The 24,393-nt window shown below is 55.2% G+C and carries 33 protein-coding genes; 21 read left to right on the top strand and 12 right to left on the bottom strand.

Annotated elements, in window-relative coordinates:
- The first annotated feature begins 105 nt into the window (after positions 1-105).
- From P1U45_RS03135 to P1U45_RS03110, 6 genes are all read left to right on the top strand, one after another.
- Positions 106-711: an SH3 domain-containing protein gene (locus P1U45_RS03135; RefSeq protein WP_301057453.1), complete on the top strand. Its 606-nt coding sequence runs from the start codon at positions 106-108 to the stop codon at positions 709-711.
- A 101-nt stretch (positions 712-812) separates the two neighbouring features.
- Entirely contained in the window at positions 813-1,337 is a 525-nt protein-coding gene (gene fabA / locus P1U45_RS03130; RefSeq protein WP_293607604.1) for a bifunctional 3-hydroxydecanoyl-ACP dehydratase/trans-2-decenoyl-ACP isomerase, read from the top strand.
- Between the two features lie 8 nt (positions 1,338-1,345).
- Entirely contained in the window at positions 1,346-2,101 is a 756-nt protein-coding gene (locus P1U45_RS03125; RefSeq protein ID WP_301057452.1) for a 7-carboxy-7-deazaguanine synthase QueE, read from the top strand.
- Positions 2,091-2,561, top strand: a complete 471-nt coding sequence (locus P1U45_RS03120) for a GNAT family N-acetyltransferase (RefSeq protein ID WP_301057451.1) — start codon at positions 2,091-2,093, stop codon at positions 2,559-2,561. Before P1U45_RS03125 ends, P1U45_RS03120 begins: the two co-directional genes overlap by 11 nt.
- A gap of 77 nt (positions 2,562-2,638) precedes the next feature.
- Positions 2,639-3,451, top strand: coding sequence for an enoyl-ACP reductase (locus tag P1U45_RS03115; RefSeq protein ID WP_301057450.1), 813 nt, complete (start codon positions 2,639-2,641; stop codon positions 3,449-3,451).
- Between the two features lie 2 nt (positions 3,452-3,453).
- Positions 3,454-3,867, top strand: coding sequence for a GFA family protein (locus P1U45_RS03110; protein ID WP_301057449.1), 414 nt, complete (start codon positions 3,454-3,456; stop codon positions 3,865-3,867).
- Positions 3,868-3,876: 9 nt separating this feature from the next.
- On the opposite strand, the gene P1U45_RS03105 is transcribed toward P1U45_RS03110, so the two are convergent.
- A complete protein-coding gene (locus P1U45_RS03105; RefSeq protein ID WP_022693480.1) occupies positions 3,877-4,062 on the bottom strand; it encodes a hypothetical protein in 186 nt (61 codons plus the stop codon).
- Between the two features lie 61 nt (positions 4,063-4,123).
- Positions 4,124-4,693, bottom strand: coding sequence for a thiamine phosphate synthase (locus tag P1U45_RS03100; RefSeq protein ID WP_301057448.1), 570 nt, complete (start codon positions 4,691-4,693; stop codon positions 4,124-4,126).
- A 41-nt stretch (positions 4,694-4,734) separates the two neighbouring features.
- Here P1U45_RS03100 and P1U45_RS03095 point away from each other — a divergent pair, with 41 nt between their 5' ends.
- Positions 4,735-5,397 carry a YggS family pyridoxal phosphate-dependent enzyme gene (locus tag P1U45_RS03095; protein WP_301057447.1) on the top strand — a complete coding sequence of 221 codons (663 nt, stop codon included), beginning with the start codon at positions 4,735-4,737 and terminating at the stop codon, positions 5,395-5,397.
- 3 nt (positions 5,398-5,400) lie between these two features.
- Here P1U45_RS03095 and P1U45_RS03090 read toward each other — a convergent pair whose 3' ends face one another.
- Together P1U45_RS03090 and P1U45_RS03085 are read right to left on the bottom strand one after the other, a co-directional pair.
- Positions 5,401-5,682, bottom strand: coding sequence for a hypothetical protein (locus P1U45_RS03090; protein WP_301057446.1), 282 nt, complete (start codon positions 5,680-5,682; stop codon positions 5,401-5,403).
- A gap of 106 nt (positions 5,683-5,788) precedes the next feature.
- The gene (locus P1U45_RS03085) at positions 5,789-6,238 is read right to left on the bottom strand and encodes a GNAT family N-acetyltransferase (RefSeq protein ID WP_301057445.1); all 450 of its coding nucleotides are present in this window, start codon (positions 6,236-6,238) and stop codon (positions 5,789-5,791) included.
- A 107-nt stretch (positions 6,239-6,345) separates the two neighbouring features.
- Here P1U45_RS03085 and P1U45_RS03080 point away from each other — a divergent pair, with 107 nt between their 5' ends.
- A complete protein-coding gene (locus tag P1U45_RS03080; RefSeq protein WP_301057444.1) occupies positions 6,346-6,678 on the top strand; it encodes a hypothetical protein in 333 nt (110 codons plus the stop codon).
- Here the strand turns inward: P1U45_RS03080 and P1U45_RS03075 are convergent.
- Positions 6,675-7,391, bottom strand: coding sequence for a hypothetical protein (locus P1U45_RS03075; RefSeq protein WP_301057443.1), 717 nt, complete (start codon positions 7,389-7,391; stop codon positions 6,675-6,677). The two genes, P1U45_RS03080 and P1U45_RS03075, sit on opposite strands and share 4 nt — an antisense overlap.
- Positions 7,392-7,508: 117 nt before the next feature.
- Here P1U45_RS03075 and P1U45_RS03070 point away from each other — a divergent pair, with 117 nt between their 5' ends.
- Positions 7,509-8,432 carry an HNH endonuclease gene (locus tag P1U45_RS03070; protein ID WP_301057442.1) on the top strand — a complete coding sequence of 308 codons (924 nt, stop codon included), beginning with the start codon at positions 7,509-7,511 and terminating at the stop codon, positions 8,430-8,432.
- Between the two features lie 55 nt (positions 8,433-8,487).
- Here P1U45_RS03070 and typA read toward each other — a convergent pair whose 3' ends face one another.
- Both typA and P1U45_RS03060 read right to left on the bottom strand, forming a co-directional pair.
- On the bottom strand, positions 8,488-10,302 hold the full coding sequence (typA, locus tag P1U45_RS03065; RefSeq protein ID WP_293607617.1) for a translational GTPase TypA: 1,815 nt from the start codon (positions 10,300-10,302) through the stop codon (positions 8,488-8,490).
- Positions 10,303-10,477: 175 nt separating this feature from the next.
- Positions 10,478-11,197: a dienelactone hydrolase family protein gene (locus P1U45_RS03060; RefSeq protein WP_301057441.1), complete on the bottom strand. Its 720-nt coding sequence runs from the start codon at positions 11,195-11,197 to the stop codon at positions 10,478-10,480.
- Positions 11,198-11,364: 167 nt separating this feature from the next.
- On the opposite strand from P1U45_RS03060, the gene P1U45_RS03055 reads away from it, so the two are divergent.
- The gene (locus P1U45_RS03055; protein ID WP_301057440.1) at positions 11,365-11,811 is read left to right on the top strand and encodes a PH domain-containing protein; all 447 of its coding nucleotides are present in this window, start codon (positions 11,365-11,367) and stop codon (positions 11,809-11,811) included.
- Between the two features lie 26 nt (positions 11,812-11,837).
- Here P1U45_RS03055 and P1U45_RS03050 read toward each other — a convergent pair whose 3' ends face one another.
- On the bottom strand, positions 11,838-12,884 hold the full coding sequence (locus P1U45_RS03050) for a type I restriction endonuclease (RefSeq protein WP_301057439.1): 1,047 nt from the start codon (positions 12,882-12,884) through the stop codon (positions 11,838-11,840).
- A 218-nt stretch (positions 12,885-13,102) separates the two neighbouring features.
- Here P1U45_RS03050 and P1U45_RS03045 point away from each other — a divergent pair, with 218 nt between their 5' ends.
- From P1U45_RS03045 to P1U45_RS03020, 6 genes are all read left to right on the top strand, one after another.
- On the top strand, positions 13,103-15,943 hold the full coding sequence (locus tag P1U45_RS03045) for a helicase-related protein (RefSeq protein ID WP_301057438.1): 2,841 nt from the start codon (positions 13,103-13,105) through the stop codon (positions 15,941-15,943).
- An 8-nt stretch (positions 15,944-15,951) separates the two neighbouring features.
- Positions 15,952-16,242 carry a S4 domain-containing protein gene (locus tag P1U45_RS03040; RefSeq protein WP_022693464.1) on the top strand — a complete coding sequence of 97 codons (291 nt, stop codon included), beginning with the start codon at positions 15,952-15,954 and terminating at the stop codon, positions 16,240-16,242.
- Positions 16,243-16,300: 58 nt separating this feature from the next.
- Complete coding sequence (locus P1U45_RS03035; protein ID WP_301057437.1) at positions 16,301-16,753, top strand: TerB family tellurite resistance protein; 453 nt, start codon at positions 16,301-16,303, stop codon at positions 16,751-16,753.
- 63 nt (positions 16,754-16,816) lie between these two features.
- Positions 16,817-17,158 (top strand): ferredoxin FdxA, encoded by a 342-nt coding sequence (fdxA, locus tag P1U45_RS03030; RefSeq protein WP_301057436.1) that lies wholly within the window; start codon positions 16,817-16,819, stop codon positions 17,156-17,158.
- A gap of 208 nt (positions 17,159-17,366) precedes the next feature.
- Positions 17,367-17,885, top strand: a complete 519-nt coding sequence (locus tag P1U45_RS03025; protein ID WP_293607624.1) for a CarD family transcriptional regulator — start codon at positions 17,367-17,369, stop codon at positions 17,883-17,885.
- Positions 17,886-17,950: 65 nt separating this feature from the next.
- Positions 17,951-18,841, top strand: coding sequence for an RNA polymerase factor sigma-32 (locus tag P1U45_RS03020; protein ID WP_301057435.1), 891 nt, complete (start codon positions 17,951-17,953; stop codon positions 18,839-18,841).
- On the opposite strand, the gene P1U45_RS03015 is transcribed toward P1U45_RS03020, so the two are convergent.
- Positions 18,838-19,581, bottom strand: a complete 744-nt coding sequence (locus P1U45_RS03015; RefSeq protein WP_301057434.1) for a thermonuclease family protein — start codon at positions 19,579-19,581, stop codon at positions 18,838-18,840. The genes P1U45_RS03020 and P1U45_RS03015 overlap by 4 nt on opposite strands.
- Positions 19,578-20,324: a DUF6065 family protein gene (locus P1U45_RS03010; RefSeq protein ID WP_363258440.1), complete on the bottom strand. Its 747-nt coding sequence runs from the start codon at positions 20,322-20,324 to the stop codon at positions 19,578-19,580. Before P1U45_RS03010 ends, P1U45_RS03015 begins: the two co-directional genes overlap by 4 nt.
- 74 nt (positions 20,325-20,398) lie before the next feature.
- Between P1U45_RS03010 and P1U45_RS03005 the strand changes: the two genes are divergently transcribed.
- Positions 20,399-20,899: a prolyl-tRNA synthetase associated domain-containing protein gene (locus tag P1U45_RS03005; RefSeq protein WP_301057433.1), complete on the top strand. Its 501-nt coding sequence runs from the start codon at positions 20,399-20,401 to the stop codon at positions 20,897-20,899.
- Here P1U45_RS03005 and P1U45_RS03000 read toward each other — a convergent pair.
- A complete protein-coding gene (locus P1U45_RS03000) occupies positions 20,896-21,207 on the bottom strand; it encodes a DUF1272 domain-containing protein (RefSeq protein WP_301057432.1) in 312 nt (103 codons plus the stop codon). The two genes, P1U45_RS03005 and P1U45_RS03000, sit on opposite strands and share 4 nt — an antisense overlap.
- A 193-nt stretch (positions 21,208-21,400) precedes the next feature.
- On the opposite strand from P1U45_RS03000, the gene trxA reads away from it, so the two are divergent.
- From trxA to P1U45_RS02980, 4 genes are read left to right on the top strand one after another with little or no spacing between them, the layout of a single operon-like run.
- The gene (gene trxA, locus P1U45_RS02995) at positions 21,401-22,300 is read left to right on the top strand and encodes a thioredoxin (RefSeq protein ID WP_301057431.1); all 900 of its coding nucleotides are present in this window, start codon (positions 21,401-21,403) and stop codon (positions 22,298-22,300) included.
- Positions 22,301-22,355: 55 nt separating this feature from the next.
- On the top strand, positions 22,356-23,012 hold the full coding sequence (locus P1U45_RS02990) for an LON peptidase substrate-binding domain-containing protein (RefSeq protein ID WP_301057430.1): 657 nt from the start codon (positions 22,356-22,358) through the stop codon (positions 23,010-23,012).
- Complete coding sequence (locus tag P1U45_RS02985; RefSeq protein ID WP_022693453.1) at positions 23,000-23,206, top strand: Trm112 family protein; 207 nt, start codon at positions 23,000-23,002, stop codon at positions 23,204-23,206. Before P1U45_RS02990 ends, P1U45_RS02985 begins: the two co-directional genes overlap by 13 nt.
- Complete coding sequence (locus tag P1U45_RS02980) at positions 23,206-23,547, top strand: gamma-butyrobetaine hydroxylase-like domain-containing protein (RefSeq protein ID WP_301057429.1); 342 nt, start codon at positions 23,206-23,208, stop codon at positions 23,545-23,547. Before P1U45_RS02985 ends, P1U45_RS02980 begins: the two co-directional genes overlap by 1 nt.
- Before the next feature lie 3 nt (positions 23,548-23,550).
- On the opposite strand, the gene P1U45_RS02975 is transcribed toward P1U45_RS02980, so the two are convergent.
- Positions 23,551-24,297 (bottom strand): DUF4908 domain-containing protein, encoded by a 747-nt coding sequence (locus P1U45_RS02975; RefSeq protein ID WP_301057428.1) that lies wholly within the window; start codon positions 24,295-24,297, stop codon positions 23,551-23,553.
- Between the last annotated feature and the right edge of the window lie 96 nt (positions 24,298-24,393).

Genomic DNA, 24,393 nt, shown 5'->3' with positions numbered 1-24,393 from the left:
GGCCAATGCGTTCAGAAGTCCCAGATAAATTTTCAGAACCTGTTTACGCCTTATTCACCATAACAGGCAAAAATTTCCCATGGAACAGACCTCGGGAAATTAAGCATGTTTGCGAAGCTGAAAAGCCTTTTTCTCGCCAGCCTCATGATTTCACTGCCATCGGTCGCGCAATCCGCGAGCCAGGGCCCCGTGACCGGTCAGGCTGTGCGAATCAGCGCCTTCTCCGGATTGCCGGTGCCGCGATTTGAATCGCTGAAGTATTCCGCTGTGCATGGTCGCACAGGCCCGAGCCTCGAATATCCCGTAGCATGGCGATACGAGCGTCGCGGCCTGCCCGTTATGGTTGTTCGCGAAACACGCGACTGGCGCATGGTGCGCGACCCGTCCGGTGATGAAGTCTGGATGCATGAGCGTACACTCGGTGGCCAGCCAAGCGTTATGATCCATGGTTCAGACCTCGTTGATCTTCATCGGTCTTCCAACTCTGAATCCCGCGTTGTGGCGCGTATGGAGTCCGGCGCGATCGCCACGCTCATCGGCTGTGAAGAGACCATGTGCGAGGTCTATATCAATCATCGTCGTGGCTGGGCTGACAAAACCTATCTCTGGGGCGCGCCGGGTACCGCGCCATCTGTTGTCGCTTTTGATGACGAGGACGACCTCGGCGATACAAACGCTGACATGGCTCTGCAGGTTGCTGCCGTAAATTAGGGCAAAGCCCGTACTCGCTATGCGTGTGTGGGTTGACCTCAAGGGAAACATACCGTTTCTGGCAGACTTTCAGCGGACAGCACGACGGTAAGGATTCCCAATTGTCTGAGTTATTTGAAAGAAAATCTTCCTACACGAAGGAAGAGCTGATCGAGAGCGGCAAGAGCAGCCTGTTCGGTGAAGGTAATGCTCAGCTGCCGGCGCCGCCAATGCTGATGATGGACCGCATCACTGAGATCACTATGGATGGTGGTCCGCACGGCAAGGGCAATATGGTTGCCGAGCTGGATATCGATCCGTCACTCTGGTTCTTCCAGTGTCACTTTATCGGCGACCCGGTTATGCCAGGCTGTCTTGGTCTTGATGCGCTCTGGCAGAATGTCGGCTTCTGGCTTGGCTGGAGCGGCTCTCCGGGCAAAGGCCGCGCGCTTGGCGTTGGCAATGTGAAATTTACCGGTCAGGTCACACCTGATGTGAAACTCGTCCGTTACGAAATGGAACTGAAGCGCGTGAAGCGTGGTCGCCTTGTTCTGGGTATTGCGGACGGCCGTCTGTATGCTGATGACAAGCTGATTTATACAGCTGACGACATGCGCGTTGGACTGTTCCAACCGGAAAAAAGCTGATCAAAGCCATGAGCCAGGAAACGCTCTGGCTTGCGGTTGACGATCACGGCAATCCGGAAATCTTCTCTTCTATCCAGGGTGAAGGGGCGAGCCTTGGCGCGCCCCGCACCTTTATCCGCCTTTCAGGGTGTAACCTGCACTGTAAATGGTGCGATACCGCCTACACCTGGAATTTCGAAGGCACACCTTTCTCTCACGAAGACAATGTAAAGTTCGTTCCGGATGCGGAACGGCTTTCGCGCAGCTTTGATGCCGTGGCGGCTGAAGTCGTAAAATCAGAACCATCGGGCATCGTGATTACAGGCGGCGAGCCTATGCTCCAGAAGGGCAAGCTTGAAGGGCTGATCACCGCAATCAAGAACGCGTGCGGACCGGTTTGGGTTGAGATTGAAACCAATGGTTCTATCGCGCCTCCCGCAGGTCTTATCCCGCTAGTCAATCAGTTCAACGTCTCTCCAAAGCTCGCCCATTCTGGCAATGACGCAGCGATTGCGCTGAATGAGGCCTCGCTTTCTGCCTATGCCGCGCTGCCGCAAAGCTGGTTTAAGTTCGTTATCGGCTCACCTGAAGACCTTGAAGAGGTTCTCGCGCTGACCCGGAAATTCTGTATCCCGCATGAGCGCGTCTATCTTATGCCGCTCGGCCGGTTGTCGGATGAAGTGCGCACGCGTAGCAAATGGCTCACCGAAGAATGCCTGCGATACGGCATGAACTTTACGGACCGTCTGCATATCCATCTTTACGGGGATACGCGTGGCACCTGAGTTTGAAATCCGCGCCGGTGATTTTGATGATCCGCAAGTGGTCTCACTTCTGGAGTTTCACGTCCGTGAGGCTTTTGCCAATTCTCCGCCAGAGCTTGCGTTTGTGCTGGACCTTTCAAAGCTTAAAGTGCCGGAAATTGATTTGATCACGGTCTGGCAGGGCGAACAGCTGGTCGGTATGGGCGCGCTGAAGCATTTGTCAGATGCCCGGTGCGAGATCAAATCCATGCGCACTCATCCAGACCATTTGCGCAAAGGCGTGGCTCGCATTGTGCTTGAAACGCTCATCTCTATGGCGAAAGAGCGCGGCTATCAGACCGTAAGCCTCGAGACTGGTAGAACTGAGGTCTACGCGCCAGCTAATGCCCTCTATCGAAGTTTTGGTTTCCAGCCGGGCGATGTGTTCGGCGATTATGTCGTCTCCGACTTTAACAGCTATTATCACCTTGAATTCGCCTGAGTGCAGGCCTCGCCTTACTTGACGTGATGGGCGTCCGCGCATAGCCAACGAGTTCAACATTTCGTCTTGGAGGACACATGTCTGACTGGAACATGCCGGAAGGCAATCTGATGGCTGGCAAGCGCGGCATCGTTATGGGTGTCGCAAACCAGAACTCCATCGCCTGGGGTATCTCAAAGCAGCTCGCTGCACAGGGCGCTGAAATCGCCTTCACTTATCAGGGCGAGGGCCTTGAGCGCCGCGTGCGTCCGCTCGTCGAATCTATCGGCATGGATTTCATGATTCCGGCAGACGTGACTGACGACGAAAGCATGGATGCGGCCTTTGCGGCAGTGAAAGAAAAATGGGGCAAGATCGACTTCCTCGTTCACTCCATCGCATTTGCTGGCAAAGACGAGCTGATGGGCTCCATGGTTGCAAACACCTCTCGTGAGGGGTTCCGCCGCGCTATGGATATCTCGGTTTATTCCTTCATTGATTGCTCCCGCCGTGCGTCTGAAATGATGGATCCGGGCGGCTCTATCATCTGCATGACCTATCTTGGTGCCGAGCGCGTTGTGCCATCTTACAACGTGATGGGCGTTGCCAAAGCTGCGCTTGAGGCGTCTACGCGTTACGCCGCACGTGACCTTGGTAATCAGGGCATTCGCGTCAACGCGATCTCTGCAGGCGCAATGCGTACGCTGTCTCTGGCTGGTATTCGCGGCGGCAAATCCCTCATGGGTACAGGCCGTGAATGGTCGCTCCTGAAAGAAGACACGAAGATGGAAGGCGTAGCCGGCTGCGCGCTTTATCTTCTGTCTGACATCGGCCAGTCTATCACGGGCGAAGTTCTGCACGTTGATGCAGGCTTCCACGTTGTAGGCGTGCCTGAACCTTCCGAGGAATAGACATGTTTCAGGCGTCCTGCGGCTGTGGCCAGTTGAAAGCCCGCTGCGACAGGGCGCCTGACAGTATTGTTCAATGTCACTGCGCCGACTGTAAAAAACGGTCGGGCAGTGCGTTCGGCCTTGGTGCCTATTATCAGGGTGAAGCCGTCACCATAACCGGCGTATCCCAGCGCTATATCCGCAAGGCGGCATCAGGGGCTGACTTTATCCAGTTCTTTTGCCCCAATTGTGCAACGACCCTCTACTGGACGACAGAGCGCCATCCGTCCGGTATCGGTATTGCCGTGGGAGCGTTCGATCACCTACCGGATATGGCGCCGGTACGTTCCGTCTTTGATGACGATCGCTGCGCCTGGGTTGAGCCATTAAAAATCCCGACCTTCAGAAAAGGCCGGGACTCTGAACAGATCAGATAATCAAAGCGCTTACGCGCCGCCGCCCAGAAACTTTTTGCGCTTGGCTTCCAGTTTGCGGGAGAAGTTCTTAGCGCCTTTTGCGCCCATGCGCTTCTTCGCCATCTGCTTCTTGCCGGCTTTGTATTCTGCCCATTTCTCATCGCTGAGCTTCATCGCTTCGAAGTCGGATTTAATCGGGCTGGCTTTCTTTTTCATACTACGTCCCCTTGAGTTGACTGCCATAATTTCTAAGCGTGGGGCGCTCGCAAGACAAGTTTTACGTGCAGGTGAACCCCTCAATCGCGGCGAGTCCTGCGAACCCGCTCACGCGTCCTGCCGTCTCAGCGTTGACGCCGCCCAGTGCGTAAACCGTCTTCTCCGTTCTCATAACCAGTCTCCGAAACTTCACTGGCCCCATACTAGCCCCCGCGCTCGCGCTGTTGGATGGAAATACGGTGGAGACCAGAACGGCATCGCAAACAGCGGCGACGATGGCGCGTCTGGAATGTGCAGATTGTGTCTGGATCAGAAAGCGTCCCTGCCATTTGCGGGCAAGCTGCGCGCGGGCTTCTGGCCAGTGGACGCCATCGGCTTTTGTGGCGATGGCAAGGTCTGGGTCATTCGCAATGAGCAGGGCGATCCCTTTGCGACACGTAGCCGCCCTTAGTGCTTTGGCGACTTCATTCCGATCGGCGGCGCCGAAGTGGCGGTAGATGACGCCTGTACCGTTTGGCAGTGTGTTCACAACGCTGACCGGGTCCGGTGTACGTTGCGGATCGGTCAGGAAAAATGCGCCGGGCAGGGGATAAGGTATTTGACGGCTTGCCTCTCGCACGGCAGACACCATTCTTCGTCCTGTTCGATGCATCATGCCCGGAAAACCGCCTTATGAGCTTTTCAGAAAACCTTGCCGAGATAGAAGCCCGCATTTCCAAAGCCTGTCAAAAGGCGGAGCGTGAAACCGCGCCGGAACTGGTTGCCGTCTCTAAGCGTCAGACGGATGACCGTATTGAAGCAGCGCTCGCGGCGGGCGTGCGCGTATTCGGTGAGAACCGCGTTCAGGAGGCGCAGGAGCGCTGGGGTGAGCGCCGCTCTCAATACCCTGATCTGAAGCTTCGCCTTATCGGGCCTCTCCAGTCGAACAAGTCAGAAGATGCTGTCGCCCTGTTTGACGCGATTGACGTGCTGGACCGGCCAAAGCTCGCGCGCACTCTGGCAGAAGCGATCCAGAAGCTCGGTAAAACGCCAGACATTCTGGTGCAGGTGAACACAGGCGAGGAGCCGCAAAAAGCAGGTGTTCTACCAGCAGACCTTGAAGCCTTTATCACGAAAACCTGCCCGGAATTCGGGATCACCCCAAAGGGCCTGATGTGTATTCCGCCTGCGGACGAACCGGCTGGTCCTCACTTTGCGCTGCTGGCCAAGCTCGCAAACCGTTATGACCTGAAAGAGCTCTCCATGGGCATGAGCGGTGATTTCGAAACCGCTATTCTTTACGGCGCGACCCATATCCGGGTTGGCTCGGCCCTCTTCGGCGAACGAGACAGCTAAGCTTTATTTCACCATCCGATAGAGATCATACTCTGGCAGAGAGAACTCTGCCGGATCGGCGCTCACTGTGCCTTCAGGATAGAGGCGCGGCGTCGGGAAGCCTGGACGCGGACGAATATGTTGCCAGACCGGGTCGATATGGATGAGTTTGACCGCTTCCATCTCAGCGTCCTGTGCACTTTCAGCCTCGACATGGCAGGTCGTCTCGAAACCGAATAGTTTCCATCGTCCCCTGTCATGCAGAGGGAAAAACTCGCCGCGAAGATCAACTTCATAAAATGCCATGAGGGCACCTCCCGAACGGCAATGAAACGCAAACTATGTGAGACGACAAGCGTGACGGGCCGCGAAACCAGCCGGCGACCAGATTTTGCGCAGAAGGCGGCTGGGCCTATTCTGAAATCAGGCGGACCTGCCAGCTGCCGGTGTTTCCTTCCGGCACCATTTCGGACCAGCCCATCGCAGCGCAGGCGGCGCGGCCATACTTGTTCCGCACGTCCAGCTCCTGAAACAGGCGTTTGCCGCTCAGAACGCGGCCGACCTCTAACAGGCCGGATCCAATGCCGCAGAGACGCCATTCGGGCAGCACGAAAATATGGCTCACATATCCGCTCTCTGTGTTCACGATCATGAAGCCGACAATGCCGGCTTTCTTCTCCGTCGCGACAATTGCTGTGGTGTAGCTGAGTGCGTGCTCCAGTGCGTCAGGGTCAAACCGGGTTGTGACATGCCACGGGAATTCTTGCAGGCAAGTTTGCAAAACAGCTTTGATGGCGTCGCGATCTTCGCGCGCGTGAGGCCGGATTTCCCATCCGGCAGCGTGATGGGTCTTAAGTGCCATACCCGATAATCTAGCTCAGTTTTTTGAAATTCCAAAATCACGTGTGAGCCGGGTTCGAACTTGCGCAACTCGCTACGAGAGGCCAGCCTGAAACGCAGAGGTGAGGCATGGGTTTATATTATTCGGTGACGGACGAAACGGCAGGCTGCGAGGTTATGTCTGGCGGCAAACGCTTTCTGCATGCGCTTCGTGAAACGCTTGGCTGGCGCGATGATCTGACCGAGCCGTTTCTCTGTATGGACAGCGATGATGTCGCGCCGAAAATAGCGGGGGCTGAACTCTTAAAACTGGTGAGCGATGCCATAAGAGATCTTCCAACCTTGCCGCCAGAAGAGCTGGGCGAGGGAGATGTAGACAAGGTGCTCACATCTCTAAAGCTGCTGCGGGACTATGTTCTTGAGCACGCGGACCATGAATTCACGGTCACGCTGTCGCCTTAGCTGCACTGGCGCCCGCACAGGGCATAAACGCCCTGCACGGCAGTGTGTGCGATCAGGTGGAACTGTCTGACGGTTCGGGCCTCATCCTCCTCGGCGGTCTCTAACAGCGTGCCCGGCGCTCCAGCTCCTCTGAGTGGATCAAAGTGAGGCCTGCGAATGGGTGGAGCTTTCCGAATGCTCCGTATGCGTCCTTTCCAGATCGAGGCGATGTTGCGGGCTCTGTCGTCTGCCTCATCAAGCAGGGTGAACAAGCGTTTCAGCCGCATATCGAGAGCCGCTTCAATCTGCTCTGACCGGCGTTTCGGGTGGCCCGTGCGTTGTCGCTCGAAAGCCCATCTGCTCGTTTCATTGATCGGCGGAAGTGAGACGCGGAATGCAGGTGGTTCAGGTTTGCGTCTTGCGAGAATTTCGCGCTCCGCAAAGCTGATCGGCCGACGTTTGCCGGCCTGAATAGACAAGGGCAGCGTCCATTGGCGCGTGGGTGCTGTGTCGTCACGAATGTGCGCAAAGGCAAGAAGAATAATCCAGCACCGGATCATATGCTCGGCCCGGCTCACCATTCGCGAGAGTGCGCGGCGTTCAAATGCCAGAAGGCGAGGCGGTTCACCGGCGGACGCGGGCAGGGCCCAGCTGCTCTGAAAACGAAAGGCCGCGCCAATATACGTCATGATCCGCGCCAGCAGGTCGCTGGGCGTATTTTCAGACAGATTCATCGGCGCTTCGTACATGCCAGCCAGTATGGCGTGGTCTCTGGCGAGCGGGATAAGTTTTTGTTTACCGGCGAGTTCAAAGCAGTAGTGTCTTCCAAGTTGCAGACGTAGTGAGGGGACATGGTCAACGCGGTATTGGTGCAAGGTTCGCACTCAGAATACGATGATCAGCCCGGCATCTCGTATCATTTCCCAAAGCGGTATTTGAAACGTATGGAGGAATGTGTCGGCGATTGGGTGACTTTCTTTTCTCCGGTCAAAGACACAGGCGTCAGCAAAGAGGCGCGTGGGGCATATTTCGCAGTGGCTCAGATTGAGCAAATTGTGCCCGATCCCAGCATAGAGGATCATTTCTATGCGGTGTATGTGCCGAACACATATGCAAGCTTCGCAAGCCCAGTGCCGAGAGACCTTACCGGTCGATTCTTAGAGCCCGCTATGCAGGGAAAAGATGGCAAAGCCAACGTAGGCGTCGCATTGCAAGCGGTGCGTCACCTTCCTTTCGAAGCCTTCCAAGAGATCGTTGCGCTTGGTTGGAAGCAGATTGAGGTCGAACTACCTCGAGTCGATAATGTTGAGATGGAAAAGCGCGGTGTCGCCGAGAGCGCTGAGCCGTTTGAGTTTGATTTTGATCGGCAGGTCGTCGCTGAGCTTAAAAACCGAACGATTAGAGACACACGTTTCCGCGGTTCCGTGTTGATGGCTTATGAGAAACGCTGCGCAGTAACTGGCTGGCAGTTTATCAATGGTGGTGGCCGCGCTGAGGTTGAAGGCGCGCACATCAAGCCCGTGGCCCACAAAGGCCCTGACACAATTGATAACGGTCTGGCGCTATCCGGTACGGTTCATTGGATGTTTGATCGGGGACTCATTTCCATTGCGGCGAACGATGACATTCTGATCTCGCGCAAGGTGAATAATCCGGATGAGATCAAGCGGATTATCAACCCAACCGGCAAACTCATTCGTCCGAGACGTCCTGAGCACCAGCCACATCCGGCATTCATAGAGTGGCACAGGCAGCATTTTGATTTTGCGGCCTAACAAAAAAGGCGGACCGTGAGGCCCGCCTTTTGCGTTTTGATTAGAGGCGCGGTCGTTAGACAGCCTCAACCTTTTTCATGCGCTTGCGCTCGTGCGGGTCGAGATAGACCTTACGCAGGCGGATGGATTCCGGTGTCACTTCCACCAGCTCGTCATCCTGAATATAGGCCAGTGCACGCTCGAGTGTGAGCTTCATAGGAGGCGTCAGGCGTACGGCTTCATCCGTACCGGATGCGCGGACGTTAGTGAGTTTCTTGCCTTTGAGGACGTTCACTTCAAGGTCGTTATCGCGAGAGTGCTCGCCGACAATCATGCCGCCATAAACCTTTTCCTGCGGTTCGATCATGATCTTGCCGCGGTCTTCCAGGTTCCATAGGGCGAACGCAACCGCCTCGCCTTTTTCCATAGCGATGAGAACGCCTGTGTGACGGCCCTGAATCTTACCTTTATGCGGTTGGTATTCAAGGAAGACGCGGTTCATGATGGCTGTGCCGCGCGTATCAGAGAGGAGCTCTCCCTGATAGCCGATCAGGCCACGTGTTGGCGCGTGGAAAACAAGACGTGTACGGCCAACGCCGGATGGCTTCATCTCAACCATTTCAGCTTTGCGTTCAGAGAGTTTCTGAACGACCGCACCGGAGTGCTCGTCATCAACGTCGATCACGACTTCTTCGATTGGTTCCAGCTTGTCGCCGTTATCATCTTCTTTGAAGACAACTTTCGGACGGGACACGCCAAGCTCAAAGCCTTCTCGGCGCATCGTCTCGATGAGAACGGAAAGTTGAAGCTCGCCTCGGCCTGCAACTTCGAACGCCTCGGCTTCGGTAGAGCGGGTCACTTTCAGCGCGACGTTACCTTCAGCTTCTTTCAGGAGACGGTCCCAGATCATTCGGGAGGTCACTTTGGAGCCTTCGGTACCGGCCAGCGGTGAATCGTTCACGCGGAAGGTCATGGCGATAGTCGGCGGGTCAATCGGCTGTGCCTGCATCGGCTCTGTCACGTCGAGCGCGCAGATTGTGTCCGCAACCGTCGCTTTGGTAAGGCCCGCGATAGATACAATGTCGCCTGCAACGCCTTCGTCGATCGGAGAGCGCTCAAGACCGCGGAATGCGAGAACTTTAGAAACGCGGCCCTGCTCGACGATTTCGCCGTTACGGTTCAGCGCTTTAACAGCCATGTTCGGCTTCACTGTGCCAGCTTCAACGCGGCCTGTCAGAATGCGGCCGAGGAAGTTGTCAGATGCGAGAGTGGTTGCCAGCAGCTTGAACGAGCCTTCAGACACGCGTGGCTCAGGCACGTGGCTCATGACGAGTTCAAACAGGGCGTCCATATTGTCTGTCGGATTTTCGTAGTCCGTAGACATCCAGCCATTCTTTGCAGACCCGTAGAGGATCGGGAAGTCCAGCTGGTCGTCGTCCGCGTCGAGGTTTGCGAACAGGTCGAAAACTTCGTTGATGACTTCGTCCGGACGGCGCTCCGGCTTATCGATTTTGTTGACAGCAACGATCGGGCGCAGGCCGACTTTCAGGGCTTTGGAAACCACGAATTTGGTTTGTGGCATCGGGCCTTCAGCCGCGTCAACGAGAACGATACAGCCGTCCACCATGTGCAGAATACGCTCAACCTCGCCACCGAAGTCGGCGTGGCCCGGGGTGTCTACGATGTTGATGCGGTGACCGTTCCACTCAATAGATGTCGCCTTCGCAAGAATGGTAATGCCGCGCTCTTTTTCCAGGTCATTGGAGTCCATCATCCGGTCGGATGTGCTCTCGTTTTCACGGAACGTACCGGACTGTTTCAGGAGTTCGTCGACGAGGGTCGTCTTACCGTGGTCGACGTGCGCAATGATTGCGATATTTCGCATGGACATAGAATAGAGCCTTGGAAGGGAGGAAGTGTTGCGCCGCACATAAGCGAAAATGCCGCATATGGCTATAGCTGTGATGCGAATGGCGGGATTGTGCGTTTATGCCCGCTCAGCAGATCGGGCTGAAATTAAAAAAGGCGCCCGGTGAGGCGCCTTTCTCGTTGTCGGTGAGAGAGCGTTATGCCTCTGCGATGACTTCTTCCAGGAAGTTGGTCATCGCTGTCCATGAACGCGCATCAACATCAGCGCGGTAGAACATGCCGCCTTCTTTGTCGTTTGCCGCTTTGTTCGTGAAAGCATGGCCCGTGTCTGTGTAGGCAATCAGCTGGGTGTCTGCGCCTTTGGCCGTCATCTCGTCCAGAACGCCCTTCATCTGATCCGGCGTTGCCATCGGGTCATCATATCCGTGCAGGATCAGCACTTTAGCGGAGATGGCTTTGTCAGCGGCCAGATTATCCGCTGGGAAGAACAGACCGTGGAACGAGACAACGCCCGCGACATCCATGCCTGCGCGCGCTTCATCCAGTGCGCACAGGCCGCCGAAGCAATAGCCGATGCCGACAGTTTTATCCGCGCCGAGACCGGTTTCTTTCTGCGCGGTCGCAATTGAAAGCGCGAGGCGAGATTGCAGCTTGGCGCGGTCGCCCACCAGCGGGTTCATCAGCGCTTCGCACTCTGCCGGTTCAGAGGCGCGATTGCCCTTGCCGTAAATGTCATAGGCAAATGCCGCATAGCCCATCTGAGAGAGACGGTCGCAAACGTCGCGCTCATGATCGGACTGGCCGCCCCAGGCATGGCCAACAACCACTAGGCCGATTGGTGAAGCATCACCCGGAAGCGCCAGATAGCCTTCATAGGTTAGCTCTGCATCAGAATAATCGACAGTTTTGGTGACCATGACCCACTCTCCTAAATTGATGTTTCCTCACGCAGAAACAGGTAGGCCGTGAGGCGGGGTGGCGCAATGGGCTAAGGCGAGTTCGCAAGCTTGTCGCCGGTTATGCCGCAGGGCTTTGCGGAACGCTTGGTGATATAATGTGTTGGTAGTGGGAAGGATGATGACCCATGACATATATTGAGAAGCGTTTGTTCGACGGAGAAGAGATCGTCTATTGCGGCGACTTTCCCGGCATTCATAAATTCTGGGCCTGGGTCGCGCTTCTGTTTCTCGGCATCATTGTCATCGGTATTTTCATCTTCATTGGCATGATGGTGCATTTCCGCACGACCGAATTCTGCGTCACCTCGCGGCGCATCGTGCTCAAGAAAGGCTTCTTCACCGCCAATATGTATGAGCTCGAGCTCGATGCGATTGAGGGTGCGCATGTGCGCCAGACCTTCTTCGGGCGTATCTTCGGCTATGGCACGGTTGAGGTGCGGGGCCGCGGCGAGAGCGATATTGATTTTCCGACAATGTCAAAGCCCGGCGCGTTTGTTGCCGCTATTGAGGAAGCCCGCATGAATGCACAGGCCGCACCGGTGGAACATCTGGCAGAAGAGATGAAGTCTTAAAAGCGCGAAATGCGTCGCTGCCTAATTTAATTGGAGTACTTAGCAGCCGCCGCGCGAATGCGGTCGGAATATTTGTATATATCGCTCACATTCGAAATTTGGACTCGTTCTTCGTTCTCGCCGTCGAATAAGCCGAGGTATCTGGTGGTTTTGCTGTTGAACCATAAACGTGCCAGCGGCTTGCGGTTGTTGTTATCCAGCAAAACACCGCAATATGTTTTCGTATCTCGAATATGAACTCGGGAAGGATCTACATCCTGTGCGACAATTGCTGTGACGATTCTGAAGCCATCCCACTCGTCTTCGGTGGTTTCAATTTCTGACTCGCGTGTTGGTTCATCGCTCTCAGTGTCGTCGAAGCTATGCTGTATTGCGCTGGAGAGGCGTGCGTTGACGCGATCTCGGATTACTTCGGTTATGCTGCGCTTTATCAGGCTGGAGAATTGTTCATGGACTTGCGCAGTAAAGCGCCCTTCGTAAACTCGCCGTCCGATCAAAGAAACGAGTTCGTCACTCGGTTGTTCGAATTCGTTTCTAATCTGTGATTTTAAGGCAGATATGTATTTTAGGTCCGAGGCGGTGCTAAGGATTTTATCGACATCGAACACGCTCTTTCGAAATTTCGACAGTTCTGAGACCGAGTTTGCTTCCAAGTCATTTAATTTGAACGAAAGAAACGGCTTTCCGTCCATTTTGTTCGGTTCGTCTAAGTCGGTGTAAAACTGCCAGTCGAAACCATTGGTAAGCACCGCAAACCGAGCATTTGTTACTGAGAAATAGCGATAAAGTTGTGATGCGTGTTTGAGGTCGAGTTTTTGGTCTGGTGACTTACACTCAATAAGGATAGCCACTTGGCCATTCAGCTTGATCGCGTAGTCTACTTTTTCTCCCTTTTTTATTCCGTGGTCAGCAGTGAACTCCGGAATAATTTCCAGGGGATTGAAGGGGTCGAATTCTAAAGCGTGAAACATCCGAAGAATGATCGCTGTTTTAACCGCCTCTTCGGTCTTCAAGTGTCCGCGCTGTTCTACTGACAGCTTTGAGAGCTCTTCGACTTTGGCTTCAAAACTCATCGCATTCCCCTTAAAGTTGGTATGCAGACGTTCCCGCAGGTTGAGTTTTAAATCAACTAATATTTGAATTATTCTAAATCATATCAATTTAGTGGCAGTTTGTGCCACTCTTGTAGAAGGCCTGTGAGCCTCCTGACTAATTACTCCCCTCTTGCTCTCAAACCTCCATGCCACTAGGGCTGATAGCGTAACGTAAAAGCAGAAAAGCGCTCTCGACCATGAGCAAGCTCGTGGCCGTCCTTGGCCCTACCAATACCGGCAAAACTCACTACGCACTGGAACGCATGCTGGCCTATGGCTCTGGCATGATCGGCCTGCCTTTGCGCCTGCTTGCGCGTGAGATCTACGACAAGGTTGTCGCTCAAAAGGGCTATGGCTCGGTGGCTCTGGTGACAGGCGAAGAGCGTATCTGGCCGGAAAATGCGCGTTATTTCATCTGTACGGTTGAGGCGATGCCGCTGTCACAGCGCGTCGACTTCATGGCCATAGATGAGATCCAGCTCGCTTCTGATCCTGATCGCGGGCACGTGTTTACCCATCGCATTCTGAATGCGCGCGGTAATCATGAGACGGTTCTGCTTGGCTCTGAGATCATGCGCGAACCGCTGCGCAGGCTCGGTCTTGATGTGGATACGACGCATAGAGAGCGGTTTTCAGAGCTCACCTATATTGGCCCGCGTAAGATCACCAAGCTGCCGAAGCGTTCTGCGATTGTCGCTTTCTCGGCTGATGAGGTCTACGCCATTGCCGAGCTGTTAAAGCGCCAGCGCGGCGGGTCTGCTGTCGTGATGGGCGCGCTCAGCCCGCGTACGCGTAACGCGCAGGTAGATATGTATCAGTCGGGCGAGGTGGATTATCTCGTCGCAACGGATGCCATCGGCATGGGCCTCAACCTTGATGTGGAGCATATCGCCTTTGCCTCGCGGTCTAAGTTTGACGGTCGACGCCGCAGGGAACTGAACGCCGCCGAAGCCGGGCAGATCGCCGGGCGGGCAGGGCGCTTTCGTACCGATGGTACATTCGGTGAGACGGGCGATTGCATGCCGTTTGAAGAGGACATGGTGGCCCGTATTGAGGAACACCATTTCGAACCGGTCCCGTTCCTGCAATGGCGAAACTATGATCTCAGCTATCGCACGATTGATGACCTTCTCCGTACGCTGACGAAAAATAGTGGCGATCCGATCCTGCGTCAGACGCCTGACGCGCTGGACGAGGCAACGCTCCGCCGTATGGCGATGGATCATGACGTCAAAGAGCGCTGCACATCCGGCAAATATGTGAAGCGGCTCTGGGATTTGTGCTGCCTGCCGGATTTTCGCCGGACAGGCGTGGACGGGCATCATCGCGTCGTTCAGACGCTCTGGAATAATCTGGCCGATCCGGATGCCCGTCTGTCATGCAGTTTTATGGAAACCGCTCTTTCACGTTTGCGTTCTACAGAAGGCGATCTGGGCGTTTTGCAGACACGACTTGCTGCCATCCGTACTTGGACGTATGCAGCAAACCGATCTGATTGGGTCGAGAAGGCTGAAATCTGGCGCAATGAAACGCGCGAAATTGAGGATCTTCTGTCAGATGCTTTGCATGAGTGTTTGACTCTTCGCTTTGTAGACAAGAGAACCACCGCATTAATGCGTGGACTAAGCCGTGAGGGTGCAATGGAAGCCGGATTTGGCGATAACGGTGAAATTACGATTGAAGGCCATGTGGTCGGTCATCTGGAGGGGCTTGTGTTCCGTCCGGTGGATGATGCGTCCAAGCTGGAAGGCAAAGCCATTCGAAGCGCGGCCATTCAAGCGTTGAAACCGATCCTTTCACAGCGTCTCGGCGAGATCGCTAAGGCTGAGCAGATCGCGTTCTCTATCAATGATTATGGTCAGGTGCTGTATGCGGACAAACCGATTGCGCGCCTCACGAAGGGTAATGACTGGCTGAGCCCGCGTGCTGAACTCATTGGCGCAGAAGATGCTGCCCCTGAGGAACGTGAGCTGACCCGTGCCCGCGCAGAACGCTATGTCACAGATTATGCGCAGAAACTGCTTCCGGCTCTGATGGCGCTGAAAGCCCAGCTCAACGAAGCTGAAATGCCAGGCATGGCGCGCGGTATTGCGTACCGCGTTCTGGAATCCGGCGCTGCGATTGATGTGCGCAAGGATGATCCACCGCTGCGCCTGTCCGCTGAAGAACGTGAAGCGCTGAAAGGCTGGGGCATTCGTGCCGGCCGTGTCGCAGCTTACGCACCAGAAACAACTAAGCCCGCTCAACAGGCGCTGATTGCGCGTCTCTTCTCTGTCTTTAACGACACTGACGTTATGATCGCGCCGACCGGTGCAGGCTCGTTCCCGGTCGATGAGGGCTGGAGCGATGAAGCGCTACTCTCCCAAGGCTATCTGCGGTTTGGTCCGCGCGCGATCCGTGCAGACCTTGCAGAACGCCTTGCATGGGAAATCGACAAGCGCCGCAAGGAAGCGGGCAAGAACCAGTTTGAAATTCCGCCAGAGCTTGCCTCTGTGGTCTCTTCGCCGGGTGATGCCTTTGTTGAAGTCCTGAAGGCGTATGGCCTCTCACCAGCTGAGCATGACGCTGAAACCGGCGCAGTGAAAAACTGGCGCTTTATGGCTCGTGCGCGAACTGATCGTCCGCAGGGTCGTCGTAATGGTCCGCCGCAACAGGGTGGTGGTAAGCGTCCGGCGCGTGCGAAAGGTGCTGAAGGCAAGGGCGGTAATCGTCCGCAACGTGGCGGCGACAACCGGGGTCAGGCTAAGGCTCGTGCGCAGGAACGCGCCGAAGCGCGTAAGCAGGATCCGGATAACCCGTTCGCAGCGCTTGCATCGCTTCTGCCGCCTCCTCCGGCGCCAAAGCCTAAGCCAAAAAAGAAGAAAAAACCGAAGGCTGAAAAGCCTGAGGCTGTTTCTGAGGAGGCTAAGGATCAGACGCAGAGCGTTCAGCCTGAGGTGACCGAAAACCCGTCTCCGGAAGTTGTGCCGCAAGAGGCTGCCGATAAAGCCGCTGAGAGCGCTCAATCCAGCGAGTCGGCCGATAAACCTGCTGAATAGGCAAGCCCTTGGCTGAAACCGAACAACGCCTTGATATATGGCTGTGGCGGGCGCGCTTTTTCAAAATGCGCGCCGATGCCGCCAAAGCTGTGTCGCAAAAGGGTGTTCGGATCGATCGTACGGGTATGATCCGCAAATCACAGAAACCCGGCGCAACCGTGTGTGAAGGCGATATCCTCACATTCAGGGCGCGCGGTCAGGTGCTGACTGTACGTGTGCTTGGTCTGCCGCTCCGGCGTGGGCCTGCTGCCGAAGCTCAGGGCTTTTATGAAAGCGTGAGCGAGGAGAGTGAGGGTTAAGGCTTGACGTCGCCGGGCAAACACGGTCCGGTCTCACGGGGAACTCAGGAATACTGCCATGATGAACTGGTTGAAATCTATCTTCGGCTCTGAAGAGCCTCAGGAAATCGAAGCGGGTCGTACAGACGATCCGAAAGTTGCGGCTGCAGCGCTTCTCGTCGAGACAGCGCTCTCTGACGGCATTTATGCTGACATTGAAAGCACGCGCATTGTTGAGGTTCTGACGAAGACTTTCGACATCTCAACGGATGAGGCTTCGACCATTCTGAACGAAGCTGAGGATGTTGCTGAACATGCGACGGGCGCGCACCAGTATACGACGCTGGTCAAAACCCTGCCGGAAGCCAATCGCATCGCCTTCATTGAAGGGCTCTACTATGTGACGCTGGCCGATGGCGAGAAATGCCCGTTTGAAGACGCGTTTGTGCGTCATGTCGCCTCCTTGCTTCACATTGAAGATCGTGATCGGGCAGAGGCCAGAAAACGCGCTGAACAGCAGTCTTTAGCTTAGCTTAATTGACTTTCTGCTATTCGCGCCGCATGTGATCGCCGAAACTGGTCGGAGAATGATTGAATGACTTATATCGTCACGGATGCCTGTATTAAATGCAAATACATGGATTGTGTCGAAGTGTGTCCGGTGGACTGTTTTTACGAGGGTGAAAACTTCCTCGTAATTCATCCGGACGAGTGTATCGATTGCGGCGTCTGCGAGCCTGAGTGCCCGGTAGAAGCTATTGTTCCGGATACGGAAGACGAGCCGGATGGCAAGTGGCTGAAGGTCAACTCTAAATTCGCTGAAGTCTGGCCGAATATTACAGTCATGGGCACGCCACCTGTGGATCGTGACCAGTTTGCCGAAGAAAAAGGTAAATTTGAGAAGTATTTCTCTGAAAAGCCAGGGGCTGGAAGTTAGGCAGACCGCTGATAACTTCTTAAGCCTAGTTATGCCTTACGTGAAACAAGTGTGACAGGGCACTATTCTTATAAGCAATAGTGTGTTATAAGGCGTTCCCGCGCTCATAATTCTTAACCAATGGTTAATTTCTGCTAATCCTGTGTTTTTGATTAGCACGGAGAGTTATTGAGCGTCGATTTGTTTGCGTTGAGAGGTAAAACAAAAAATGGCAAAACGGGCTCAAGATAAAAAATCAGGTTTCGAAGTCGGCCAGCACGTCGTGTATCCAGCTCACGGTGTAGGCATCATCACCGGCGTCGAAAAAGAGTCTGTCGCTGGAATCGATCTTGAAGTTTATGTCGTTGCTTTCGACCAGGACAAAATGATCCTTCGCGTTCCAACTGCGCGTGCAGTTGCGTCCGGCATGCGCGCTCTTGCGGGTTCTAAACTCGTTGACGATGCGCTGCACACGCTTACAGGTCGTGCACGCATCAAGCGCACCATGTGGAGCCGCCGCGCTCAGGAATACGAAGCGAAGATCAACTCTGGTGATCTGATCTCTATCGCGGAAGTCGTCCGTGACCTTCACCGCGCTGAAGACCAGCCTGAGCAATCTTACTCAGAACGTCAGCTTTACGAATCCGCTCTGGACCGTATGGCTCGCGAGCTTGCTGCTGTAGAAAACATTGAACGTGACGAAGCGATTGAGCGTCTCACCTCTTCTCTTGCTAAAAAAGCAGCCTAACTTTCTCAAGTTTTTGATCCGATAACGGCCACGCTGCGTATCTCTTTGTAGCACAGGAGATACGCATGGCCGTTAGCGACGTGTCAAACCCGGGTGCTGACCGGAAGTTTGTCAAAACCGCAATGGATGCGCCGCTGCTTGAGCAGGGGCACGAACGAGAACTCGCACGCCGTTGGCGTGAAGAGGAAGATGAAGAAGCACTGCATGAGCTGACTATGGCTTATGTGCGCCTCGTAATCTCCATTGCGAATCGATTCCGAAATTACGGCCTTCCACTGAATGATCTCATTCAGGAAGGGAATATCGGCCTGATGCAGGCTGCTGCCCGTTTTGACCCTGAGCGTGATGTTCGTTTTTCGACCTACGCGACATGGTGGATCCGCGCTGCGATCCAGGACTATGTTCTGCGCAACTGGTCGATCGTCCGTACCGGGACAACTGCCGCACAGAAATCTCTCTTCTTTAATCTGAAGCGCCTGCGCGCGAAGATCGATGATGTGCAGGATGCGAGCCCGTCTCCGGAGGTCAAAGCCTATATCGCTAAAGAGCTCGGCGTGCCGGAGCGCGACGTCGAACGAATGTCAGCGCGGCTTTTCTCGTCGGACCGGTCGCTCAATGTGCCTGTAGCTGATGACACTGGCGCGGAGTTTCAGGATCTTCTGCCAGATGAGGGCGCTACGCCTGAGCAATCTTATATGAGTCAACATGATGATGCGAAACGGTCGGGCTGGATCAGCCAGGCGCTTGAGCATCTGAATGAGCGTGAGAAATTCATCATCATGCGTCGCCGGCTCACGGAAGAGAACGTCACGCTCGAAGCGCTGGGTCACGAGCTTGGTGTCTCTAAGGAGCGCGTTCGCCAGATCGAACAGGCGGCGATGGGTAAGCTGAAGAAAATCCTGATCGATATCGCGGGCAATCCAGAAGAGTCAGGGCTTCTGCCAGATCAGATTTAAGTCTCGGGCAGGGGGCGGATGTTGGCGTGATATCCAGCGCTGACTGTTCCGTTTCTGGCCCAACCTCGGATCTCTACTTCGCCTTCCGGAATGACGTCGCATCCGGCGAGCGCGCGGTAACGCACTGAGATGTCTGACCCGACGAGCCGGTGCACGCAGTCGGTTTCATATTCCGTGCCGTCCAGTAAACGGCCTGTCAGGATTACAAAGTCGCCATCGGCGCTTTCTGCATCGATCACCGAGCTTTCTGGTGAGGCATCACCCCAAAGGCCAATGCTGTTTGCGCGCGCATCGGCTTCTGAATTCCAGAGCACATCACTCCCTGCCGAAGTGTCCGGATAGAGCCTGACCCAGGCATTGCCCGAACTCGCCATTTCCTCGTTGACCCAGAACCGACTGCCGGCTTCATTGAAGCCATAGACCTGCGCCAGTGCGCGTTCATATCGATCCTGCGTGAGGCCTGGATAGAACAACTCAACCCGTCGTCCCAGAACCAGTCTTTCCAAAGCACGTTTTGACTCTTCCGCATGCGGATCGTCCTCGTCGCCGCGATAGCCGAAGGATGGCGCCTCTATGCTGACGAGGCGCACGACGAGCCCGTCATCTAATACGAAAGAGTCGCCGTCGATAACGCGTGAGACGGTTCCTGTTTGTCCATGTGCCCAATTCGATGACGGGTCGTCAGCCGAGCACGACGCAAGGCTTAAAACGATGAGAAGGAAGGCCGCAGCACGGATCAAGCCTTGTCTTTTGCCTCAACCGGGGCCTGAAGCTGGCGCTTGGTTTTGTGGCTTTCCACCTTCTGGCCGCTCGTTTTCGTTCCGCGCATATAATGGCGTTGCCATTTATCGCGCAGAGCGCCTTCTTCGCCTTCTTCAAGGCGTTTGTTGAAGTCAGCGCGGCTTTCAGACCATGCCTTGAATTCGGCTTTCAGCTCTTCATTATCATCAAGCTGGCGCAGCTGCGGCGTAATCTCTTCCAGCTTTTCATGCTCCATCAGCGTGAAGAAGCAGAACGGTTCATCCTTTTCAAAACGCACTACGCCCGGGCGCGTCATCTGCCAGTTCATCGTGAATGGGAAAGGCAGCCAGTCGGTTTCAACGAGGCCGGACAGAGGCATTATGCCGTCTTTCGGCCAGTTCGGCGCACCATTGCACCACAGCCCCCAGCCCGGAGGCGTCCGGAATAAATGGCCCGTGTGCATGGTCACGATGCCGCGACGGAAGTGACTTGCTGCGAACGAGGCGATGGCTTGCGGACCGGCAGAGCTGCGGAAGGTGATGGCATCTTCCATCTCGCCGCCATTCCACTCAATCTCCAGATCAATCGGGCAGAGGATTTCCCAGCCCGTAGAATTCGCCATTGTCAGAGGCAGGCAGCGATACGGGTGACGGTCTACAAAAGCGTCCATCCATTCGCGGCGCGAACGGCCGGGAATGATTTTCGGTGCTGTGTCATAAATCCGGTAACAATCGAGTTGCATCAGGCCCTCTGGACTTGCCATTACATATCCTGATGAGTTGAACAGGAAGGTGCGTAGCGACGCAAGGGGCTCCCATGGCAATGACGTCTGATGACTTGTTTCGATTGTTCGAAACGCTGGATATTCCGGTTCGCACCTACCAGCATGAACCGACCTTTACGGTCGAAGAGGGGCGCGAACTGAAGGCGAGCATGCCGGGAGGACACTCGAAGAATTTGTTCATGAAAGACAAGGCTCGCCAGCTGGTGCTGATCTCTGCCGAAGCCCAGACGAAATTAAAGCTGAACCGCCTTCATAACGTTATCGGAACGGGGCGCCTTTCATTTGCGTCGCCTGAACTGATGGTGGAACATCTTGGCGTTCAGCCGGGGAGTGTGACGGCGTTCGCGCTCGCAAACGATACGGGCCATCACGTGCGTTTCATCCTTGAGAAAACGCTCTCAGACAGCGATCCGATGAACCTCCATCCGCTGCGGAATGACATGACAACGGCAATCTCGCGCGCGGACTTTGATCGTTTCCTCGCCCATACGGGGCATAGCTGCGACGTGGTGGACTTCTCCGGTCTCGACTAGCGCTCTTCCGGCGGAATGTTTTTGATCCGGTCAATGTGCGCCTTAATATCTGACATGTCATATTTTAGTGCACGGCGTTTGGTCGATGCAGGCTGATGAGACAGGGACACACGTTCGCGCCACGCTGTTTTAGGCCGTATCGGACGAGGCATGAAGCCGCCGCCGCAATTCGGGCACACATTGTGAAGAAGGTTTTCCACGCAGTCCGCGCAGAACGTGCATTCGTAAGTGCAGATGCAGGCATCTATCGCATCCGGCGGTAGATCCTTGTCGCAACCTTCGCAGTTAGGGCGCAGCTCAAGTGCCATTTCGTATATCCCCCTGTCAGACGCCGCAGAGTGTTTATCATGTATTGGGGGTCAGGTATTGCCGATAGTGTCTTTCGGCTGTTAGCTGACGCAAAATTCAGCACAGAAGGGGCTGATGACATGCTTGCACTGCGCATGAGACATCCCATCTGAGAGGAAACATTGTCTGCCACGCGGACCGACGGAGAGAAATATGGATTTCAGCACTCAAGGGGCTACCCCTGACGTGATCAAGGAAGGCACAGACCAGACCTTCATGCAGGACGTTGTCGAAGCATCCAAGGATGCGGTCGTTCTGGTAGACTTCTGGGCGCCATGGTGCGGACCTTGTAAACAGCTGACCCCGACTATCGAGCGCGTAGTGAACGGTGCGGGCGGCAAGGTAAAGCTCGTTAAAATCAATATGGATGAGAACCAGGGCGTCGCTACCCAACTGGGTGTGCGGTCTATCCCTGCTGTTTTCGGTTTTGTTGATGGCCGTCCGGTTGATGCGTTCATGGGTGCGCAGCCTGAAGCACAGGTGCAGCAGTTTGTTGACCGCCTCATGTCGAATACCTCGGGCGCACAGCAGCTTGAAGAAGCGGCTGAGCAGGCAGCGCAAATGTTCCAGAACGGCGACGTCGGTGGTGCAGCGCAGCTTTATTCTCAAATCTTGCAGGCTGATCAGTCTCACATTCCTGCGATTGCAGGTCTGGCGCGCTGTTACCTCGCAAACGAAGACTATGACCGAGCGCGTCAGGTACTGGAAATGGTGACAGAGGACGAGCGTTCGCATCCCGATGTAAAAGGCGTTCAGACGGCGCTCGACCTCATGTCGACGCCAACCAAGAGCGAAGAGCTTGCGGAGTTGCGCGGTAAGGCTGACGCCGAGCCGGACAACTTCCAGCTTCGCTATGAGCTTGCAGAAGCTGAAATTGCAGCTAACCGCCATGAGCAGGCCAGCGATACGATCTTCATGATTCTGGAGAAGGATCTCGCCTGGGAAGATGGCAAAGCCAAGGAATTGCTCCTCAAGCTATTCGAGGCTGCCGGTCCGAAGGCTGACGTCACCAAGAAAGGCCGTCGTCGCCTCTCAGCGCTGGTCTTCTCATAATCATGACCTATCTGTCGCCCCTCATGAAGAGCAATGCCTTGAATGAGGGGGCGATATGACCCGGCGCCGGTTTGAAACCATAGGTGATCTGCCAGACACGATAGCGGTGTTCCCGCTGCCGGGGGCATTACTGTTCCCCGGCGGCCTGCTGCCGCTGAACATTTTCGAGCCACGCTATCTCAATATGATTGATGACGTTATGGCGGGTGACCGTTTGATCGGCATGGTTCAGGCGCTGGGTGGCGGTCCAAAGCATCACCCCGAAATCGCGGCTGTCGGCACGCTCGGCGAGATTGTCTCTCACTCGGAAACCGAAGATGGGCGCTATCTCATTACGCTTCGCGGTGTGTCTCGTTTTGAAGTGGTTCAGGAGCCGCCTCTGGAGCTGCCTTACCGGACTGCGGAAGTGAGCTGGGACGTCTACGAAAAAGACCTGCAGCCGGATCGCTCTTTGGCAGTTGAGCCGCTCGAGCTTTTCATCGCGGAGATGGATGAATATCTCGCGCGTAATGATCTCTCTGTTGACCGCACATCGGTAGAAGATGCCCCGCTCGATGCGCTGGTGAATGCGCTGGCTATGGGCTGCCCGTTTGCGCCGATCGAGAAGCAGGCGTTGCTTGAAGCGCGAGACTTGAAAGCCCGGATGGAATGTCTGATAGCATTATTCAGAACCGACGCATCCGGTAATGGAGCCCCGAAATGGCAGAACTGAACACTGATGGTCTCGACCCGAAACTTCTTGAAGTTCTGGTGTGCCCGATTTCGCGCGGTCCGCTGATTTATGACCCGGAAGCGTCTGAGCTGGTATCTCAAAAGGCGGGCGTGGCTTACCCGATCCGTGACGGTGTACCGATCATGCTGGCAGATGAAGCCCGCGAGCTGGACCCGTCTGAAGTCACAGACTAATGGCGCCGAAAAAGCTACGTTTTCAGAAAGAATCCAAACAGCTGGTACTAGAATATGAGAGCGGTGAGCCGCTCGCCATTCCGTTCGAGCTATTGCGCGTAGAAAGCCCGTCTGCCGAGGTGCAGGGCCATGGCGGCGAGCGTCCACCGCCTGTGCGCCGCAAGCAGAATGTCGGTGTCGTTCGTGCAGAACCTGTGGGCCATTACGCAATCCGTATCATCTTCGATGATGGCCATGATTCCGGCTTGTTTACCTGGGAGTTTTTAAAAGAGCTGGGTGAAAACCTCGACGAGCGTATGGCCGAATACCGCGCACGCGTCGCCGATTTTGAAGGGCGCTAAGCCTTAGCTCGCAATCCGCTGTTTGATGAAAACGGTCAGGCTGTCCGAGGACGGACGACCTTGAAACTCGTCGTCAGGGTTCACGAAAACAGTCAGCTCACCATCACCCGTCATGTTCACGTCGGCGCGTTCACCGCTGACAATGCGTAGCGTGCTGAGCGCGCTGGTTTCTTCTGGTGTGCCGACCAGTGTTTCGGCTGCGATACGCGCAGCATCATGCAGCCAGCGTTCACGGCTATCGTCGATATCTTCGATGGAAACATTCATCCGGTGCCCGGCACGCAGCGACAGATACAGAAGAAGGCTGTCTTCCAGATTATCGATGTATTGCGGCTCGGGGATTGGCTCTGGCTCCACAATCGGGTCCACGGGCATGCCATGCGGATTCGATGGCAGATACAGAATCACGCCGCCCAGATCGGTGAGGCGTACAAACACGCGGCCATTATCATTTTTCAGGAACTCATCACCGCGCGGGCCGGGAACGGATTCCAAGGCCCAGACCTCTGTCTGTCCGCTCATATGAAATAGGGTGACATTTCCCTGACGTTCCATGCTGAAGCCACGCCCGTCCAGCGTCTGAAACCCGGTCAGGCCATCCCGGAAGATCGGGTTACCTGCAAACAGATGCGGGAAGCTCACCTCGTCTGACGCATCCTGCGCAAACGCCGGCATCGCCATCGCGCTGCTTGTGGCAGCGGCGAGACAAAAAAGTCCTGTTTTGAGTTTGCTGGTGAGGGATGTGTTCATGCTGATGTTATGACTAACAAAAAAGGCGGCAATGGGGCGTCTATCTGACCATCCCATTACCGCCTGTAATAAAACCGTGTTTTCCCTTTAAGAGGG

The sequence above is a fragment of the Ponticaulis sp. genome, assembly GCF_029210165.1.
Lineage (GTDB): Bacteria > Pseudomonadota > Alphaproteobacteria > Caulobacterales > Hyphomonadaceae > Ponticaulis.
This window is presented reverse-complemented; position numbering and strand designations above follow the sequence as displayed.

Excerpts from the sequence above, each read along its gene's own strand:
- P1U45_RS03135 (WP_301057453.1), top strand. The coding sequence starts at position 106 with ATGTTTGCGAAGCTGAAAAGCCTTTTTCTCGCCAGCCTCATGATTTCA.
- P1U45_RS03125 (WP_301057452.1), top strand. The coding sequence starts at position 1,346 with ATGAGCCAGGAAACGCTCTGGCTTGCGGTTGACGATCACGGCAATCCG.
- P1U45_RS03115 (WP_301057450.1), top strand. The coding sequence starts at position 2,639 with ATGTCTGACTGGAACATGCCGGAAGGCAATCTGATGGCTGGCAAGCGC.
- P1U45_RS03110 (WP_301057449.1), top strand. The coding sequence starts at position 3,454 with ATGTTTCAGGCGTCCTGCGGCTGTGGCCAGTTGAAAGCCCGCTGCGAC.
- P1U45_RS03105 (WP_022693480.1), bottom strand. The coding sequence starts at position 4,062 with ATGAAAAAGAAAGCCAGCCCGATTAAATCCGACTTCGAAGCGATGAAG.
- P1U45_RS03100 (WP_301057448.1), bottom strand. The coding sequence starts at position 4,693 with ATGGTGTCTGCCGTGCGAGAGGCAAGCCGTCAAATACCTTATCCCCTG.
- P1U45_RS03095 (WP_301057447.1), top strand. The coding sequence starts at position 4,735 with ATGAGCTTTTCAGAAAACCTTGCCGAGATAGAAGCCCGCATTTCCAAA.
- P1U45_RS03090 (WP_301057446.1), bottom strand. The coding sequence starts at position 5,682 with ATGGCATTTTATGAAGTTGATCTTCGCGGCGAGTTTTTCCCTCTGCAT.
- P1U45_RS03085 (WP_301057445.1), bottom strand. The coding sequence starts at position 6,238 with ATGGCACTTAAGACCCATCACGCTGCCGGATGGGAAATCCGGCCTCAC.
- P1U45_RS03080 (WP_301057444.1), top strand. The coding sequence starts at position 6,346 with ATGGGTTTATATTATTCGGTGACGGACGAAACGGCAGGCTGCGAGGTT.
- P1U45_RS03075 (WP_301057443.1), bottom strand. The coding sequence starts at position 7,391 with ATGAATCTGTCTGAAAATACGCCCAGCGACCTGCTGGCGCGGATCATG.
- P1U45_RS03070 (WP_301057442.1), top strand. The coding sequence starts at position 7,509 with ATGGTCAACGCGGTATTGGTGCAAGGTTCGCACTCAGAATACGATGAT.
- typA (WP_293607617.1), bottom strand. The coding sequence starts at position 10,302 with ATGTCCATGCGAAATATCGCAATCATTGCGCACGTCGACCACGGTAAG.
- P1U45_RS03060 (WP_301057441.1), bottom strand. The coding sequence starts at position 11,197 with ATGGTCACCAAAACTGTCGATTATTCTGATGCAGAGCTAACCTATGAA.
- P1U45_RS03055 (WP_301057440.1), top strand. The coding sequence starts at position 11,365 with ATGACATATATTGAGAAGCGTTTGTTCGACGGAGAAGAGATCGTCTAT.
- P1U45_RS03050 (WP_301057439.1), bottom strand. The coding sequence starts at position 12,884 with ATGAGTTTTGAAGCCAAAGTCGAAGAGCTCTCAAAGCTGTCAGTAGAA.
- P1U45_RS03045 (WP_301057438.1), top strand. The coding sequence starts at position 13,103 with ATGAGCAAGCTCGTGGCCGTCCTTGGCCCTACCAATACCGGCAAAACT.
- P1U45_RS03035 (WP_301057437.1), top strand. The coding sequence starts at position 16,301 with ATGATGAACTGGTTGAAATCTATCTTCGGCTCTGAAGAGCCTCAGGAA.
- fdxA (WP_301057436.1), top strand. The coding sequence starts at position 16,817 with ATGACTTATATCGTCACGGATGCCTGTATTAAATGCAAATACATGGAT.
- P1U45_RS03025 (WP_293607624.1), top strand. The coding sequence starts at position 17,367 with ATGGCAAAACGGGCTCAAGATAAAAAATCAGGTTTCGAAGTCGGCCAG.
- P1U45_RS03020 (WP_301057435.1), top strand. The coding sequence starts at position 17,951 with ATGGCCGTTAGCGACGTGTCAAACCCGGGTGCTGACCGGAAGTTTGTC.
- P1U45_RS03010 (WP_363258440.1), bottom strand. The coding sequence starts at position 20,324 with ATGCAACTCGATTGTTACCGGATTTATGACACAGCACCGAAAATCATT.
- P1U45_RS03005 (WP_301057433.1), top strand. The coding sequence starts at position 20,399 with ATGGCAATGACGTCTGATGACTTGTTTCGATTGTTCGAAACGCTGGAT.
- P1U45_RS03000 (WP_301057432.1), bottom strand. The coding sequence starts at position 21,207 with ATGGCACTTGAGCTGCGCCCTAACTGCGAAGGTTGCGACAAGGATCTA.
- trxA (WP_301057431.1), top strand. The coding sequence starts at position 21,401 with ATGGATTTCAGCACTCAAGGGGCTACCCCTGACGTGATCAAGGAAGGC.
- P1U45_RS02990 (WP_301057430.1), top strand. The coding sequence starts at position 22,356 with ATGACCCGGCGCCGGTTTGAAACCATAGGTGATCTGCCAGACACGATA.
- P1U45_RS02985 (WP_022693453.1), top strand. The coding sequence starts at position 23,000 with ATGGCAGAACTGAACACTGATGGTCTCGACCCGAAACTTCTTGAAGTT.
- P1U45_RS02980 (WP_301057429.1), top strand. The coding sequence starts at position 23,206 with ATGGCGCCGAAAAAGCTACGTTTTCAGAAAGAATCCAAACAGCTGGTA.
- P1U45_RS02975 (WP_301057428.1), bottom strand. The coding sequence starts at position 24,297 with ATGAACACATCCCTCACCAGCAAACTCAAAACAGGACTTTTTTGTCTC.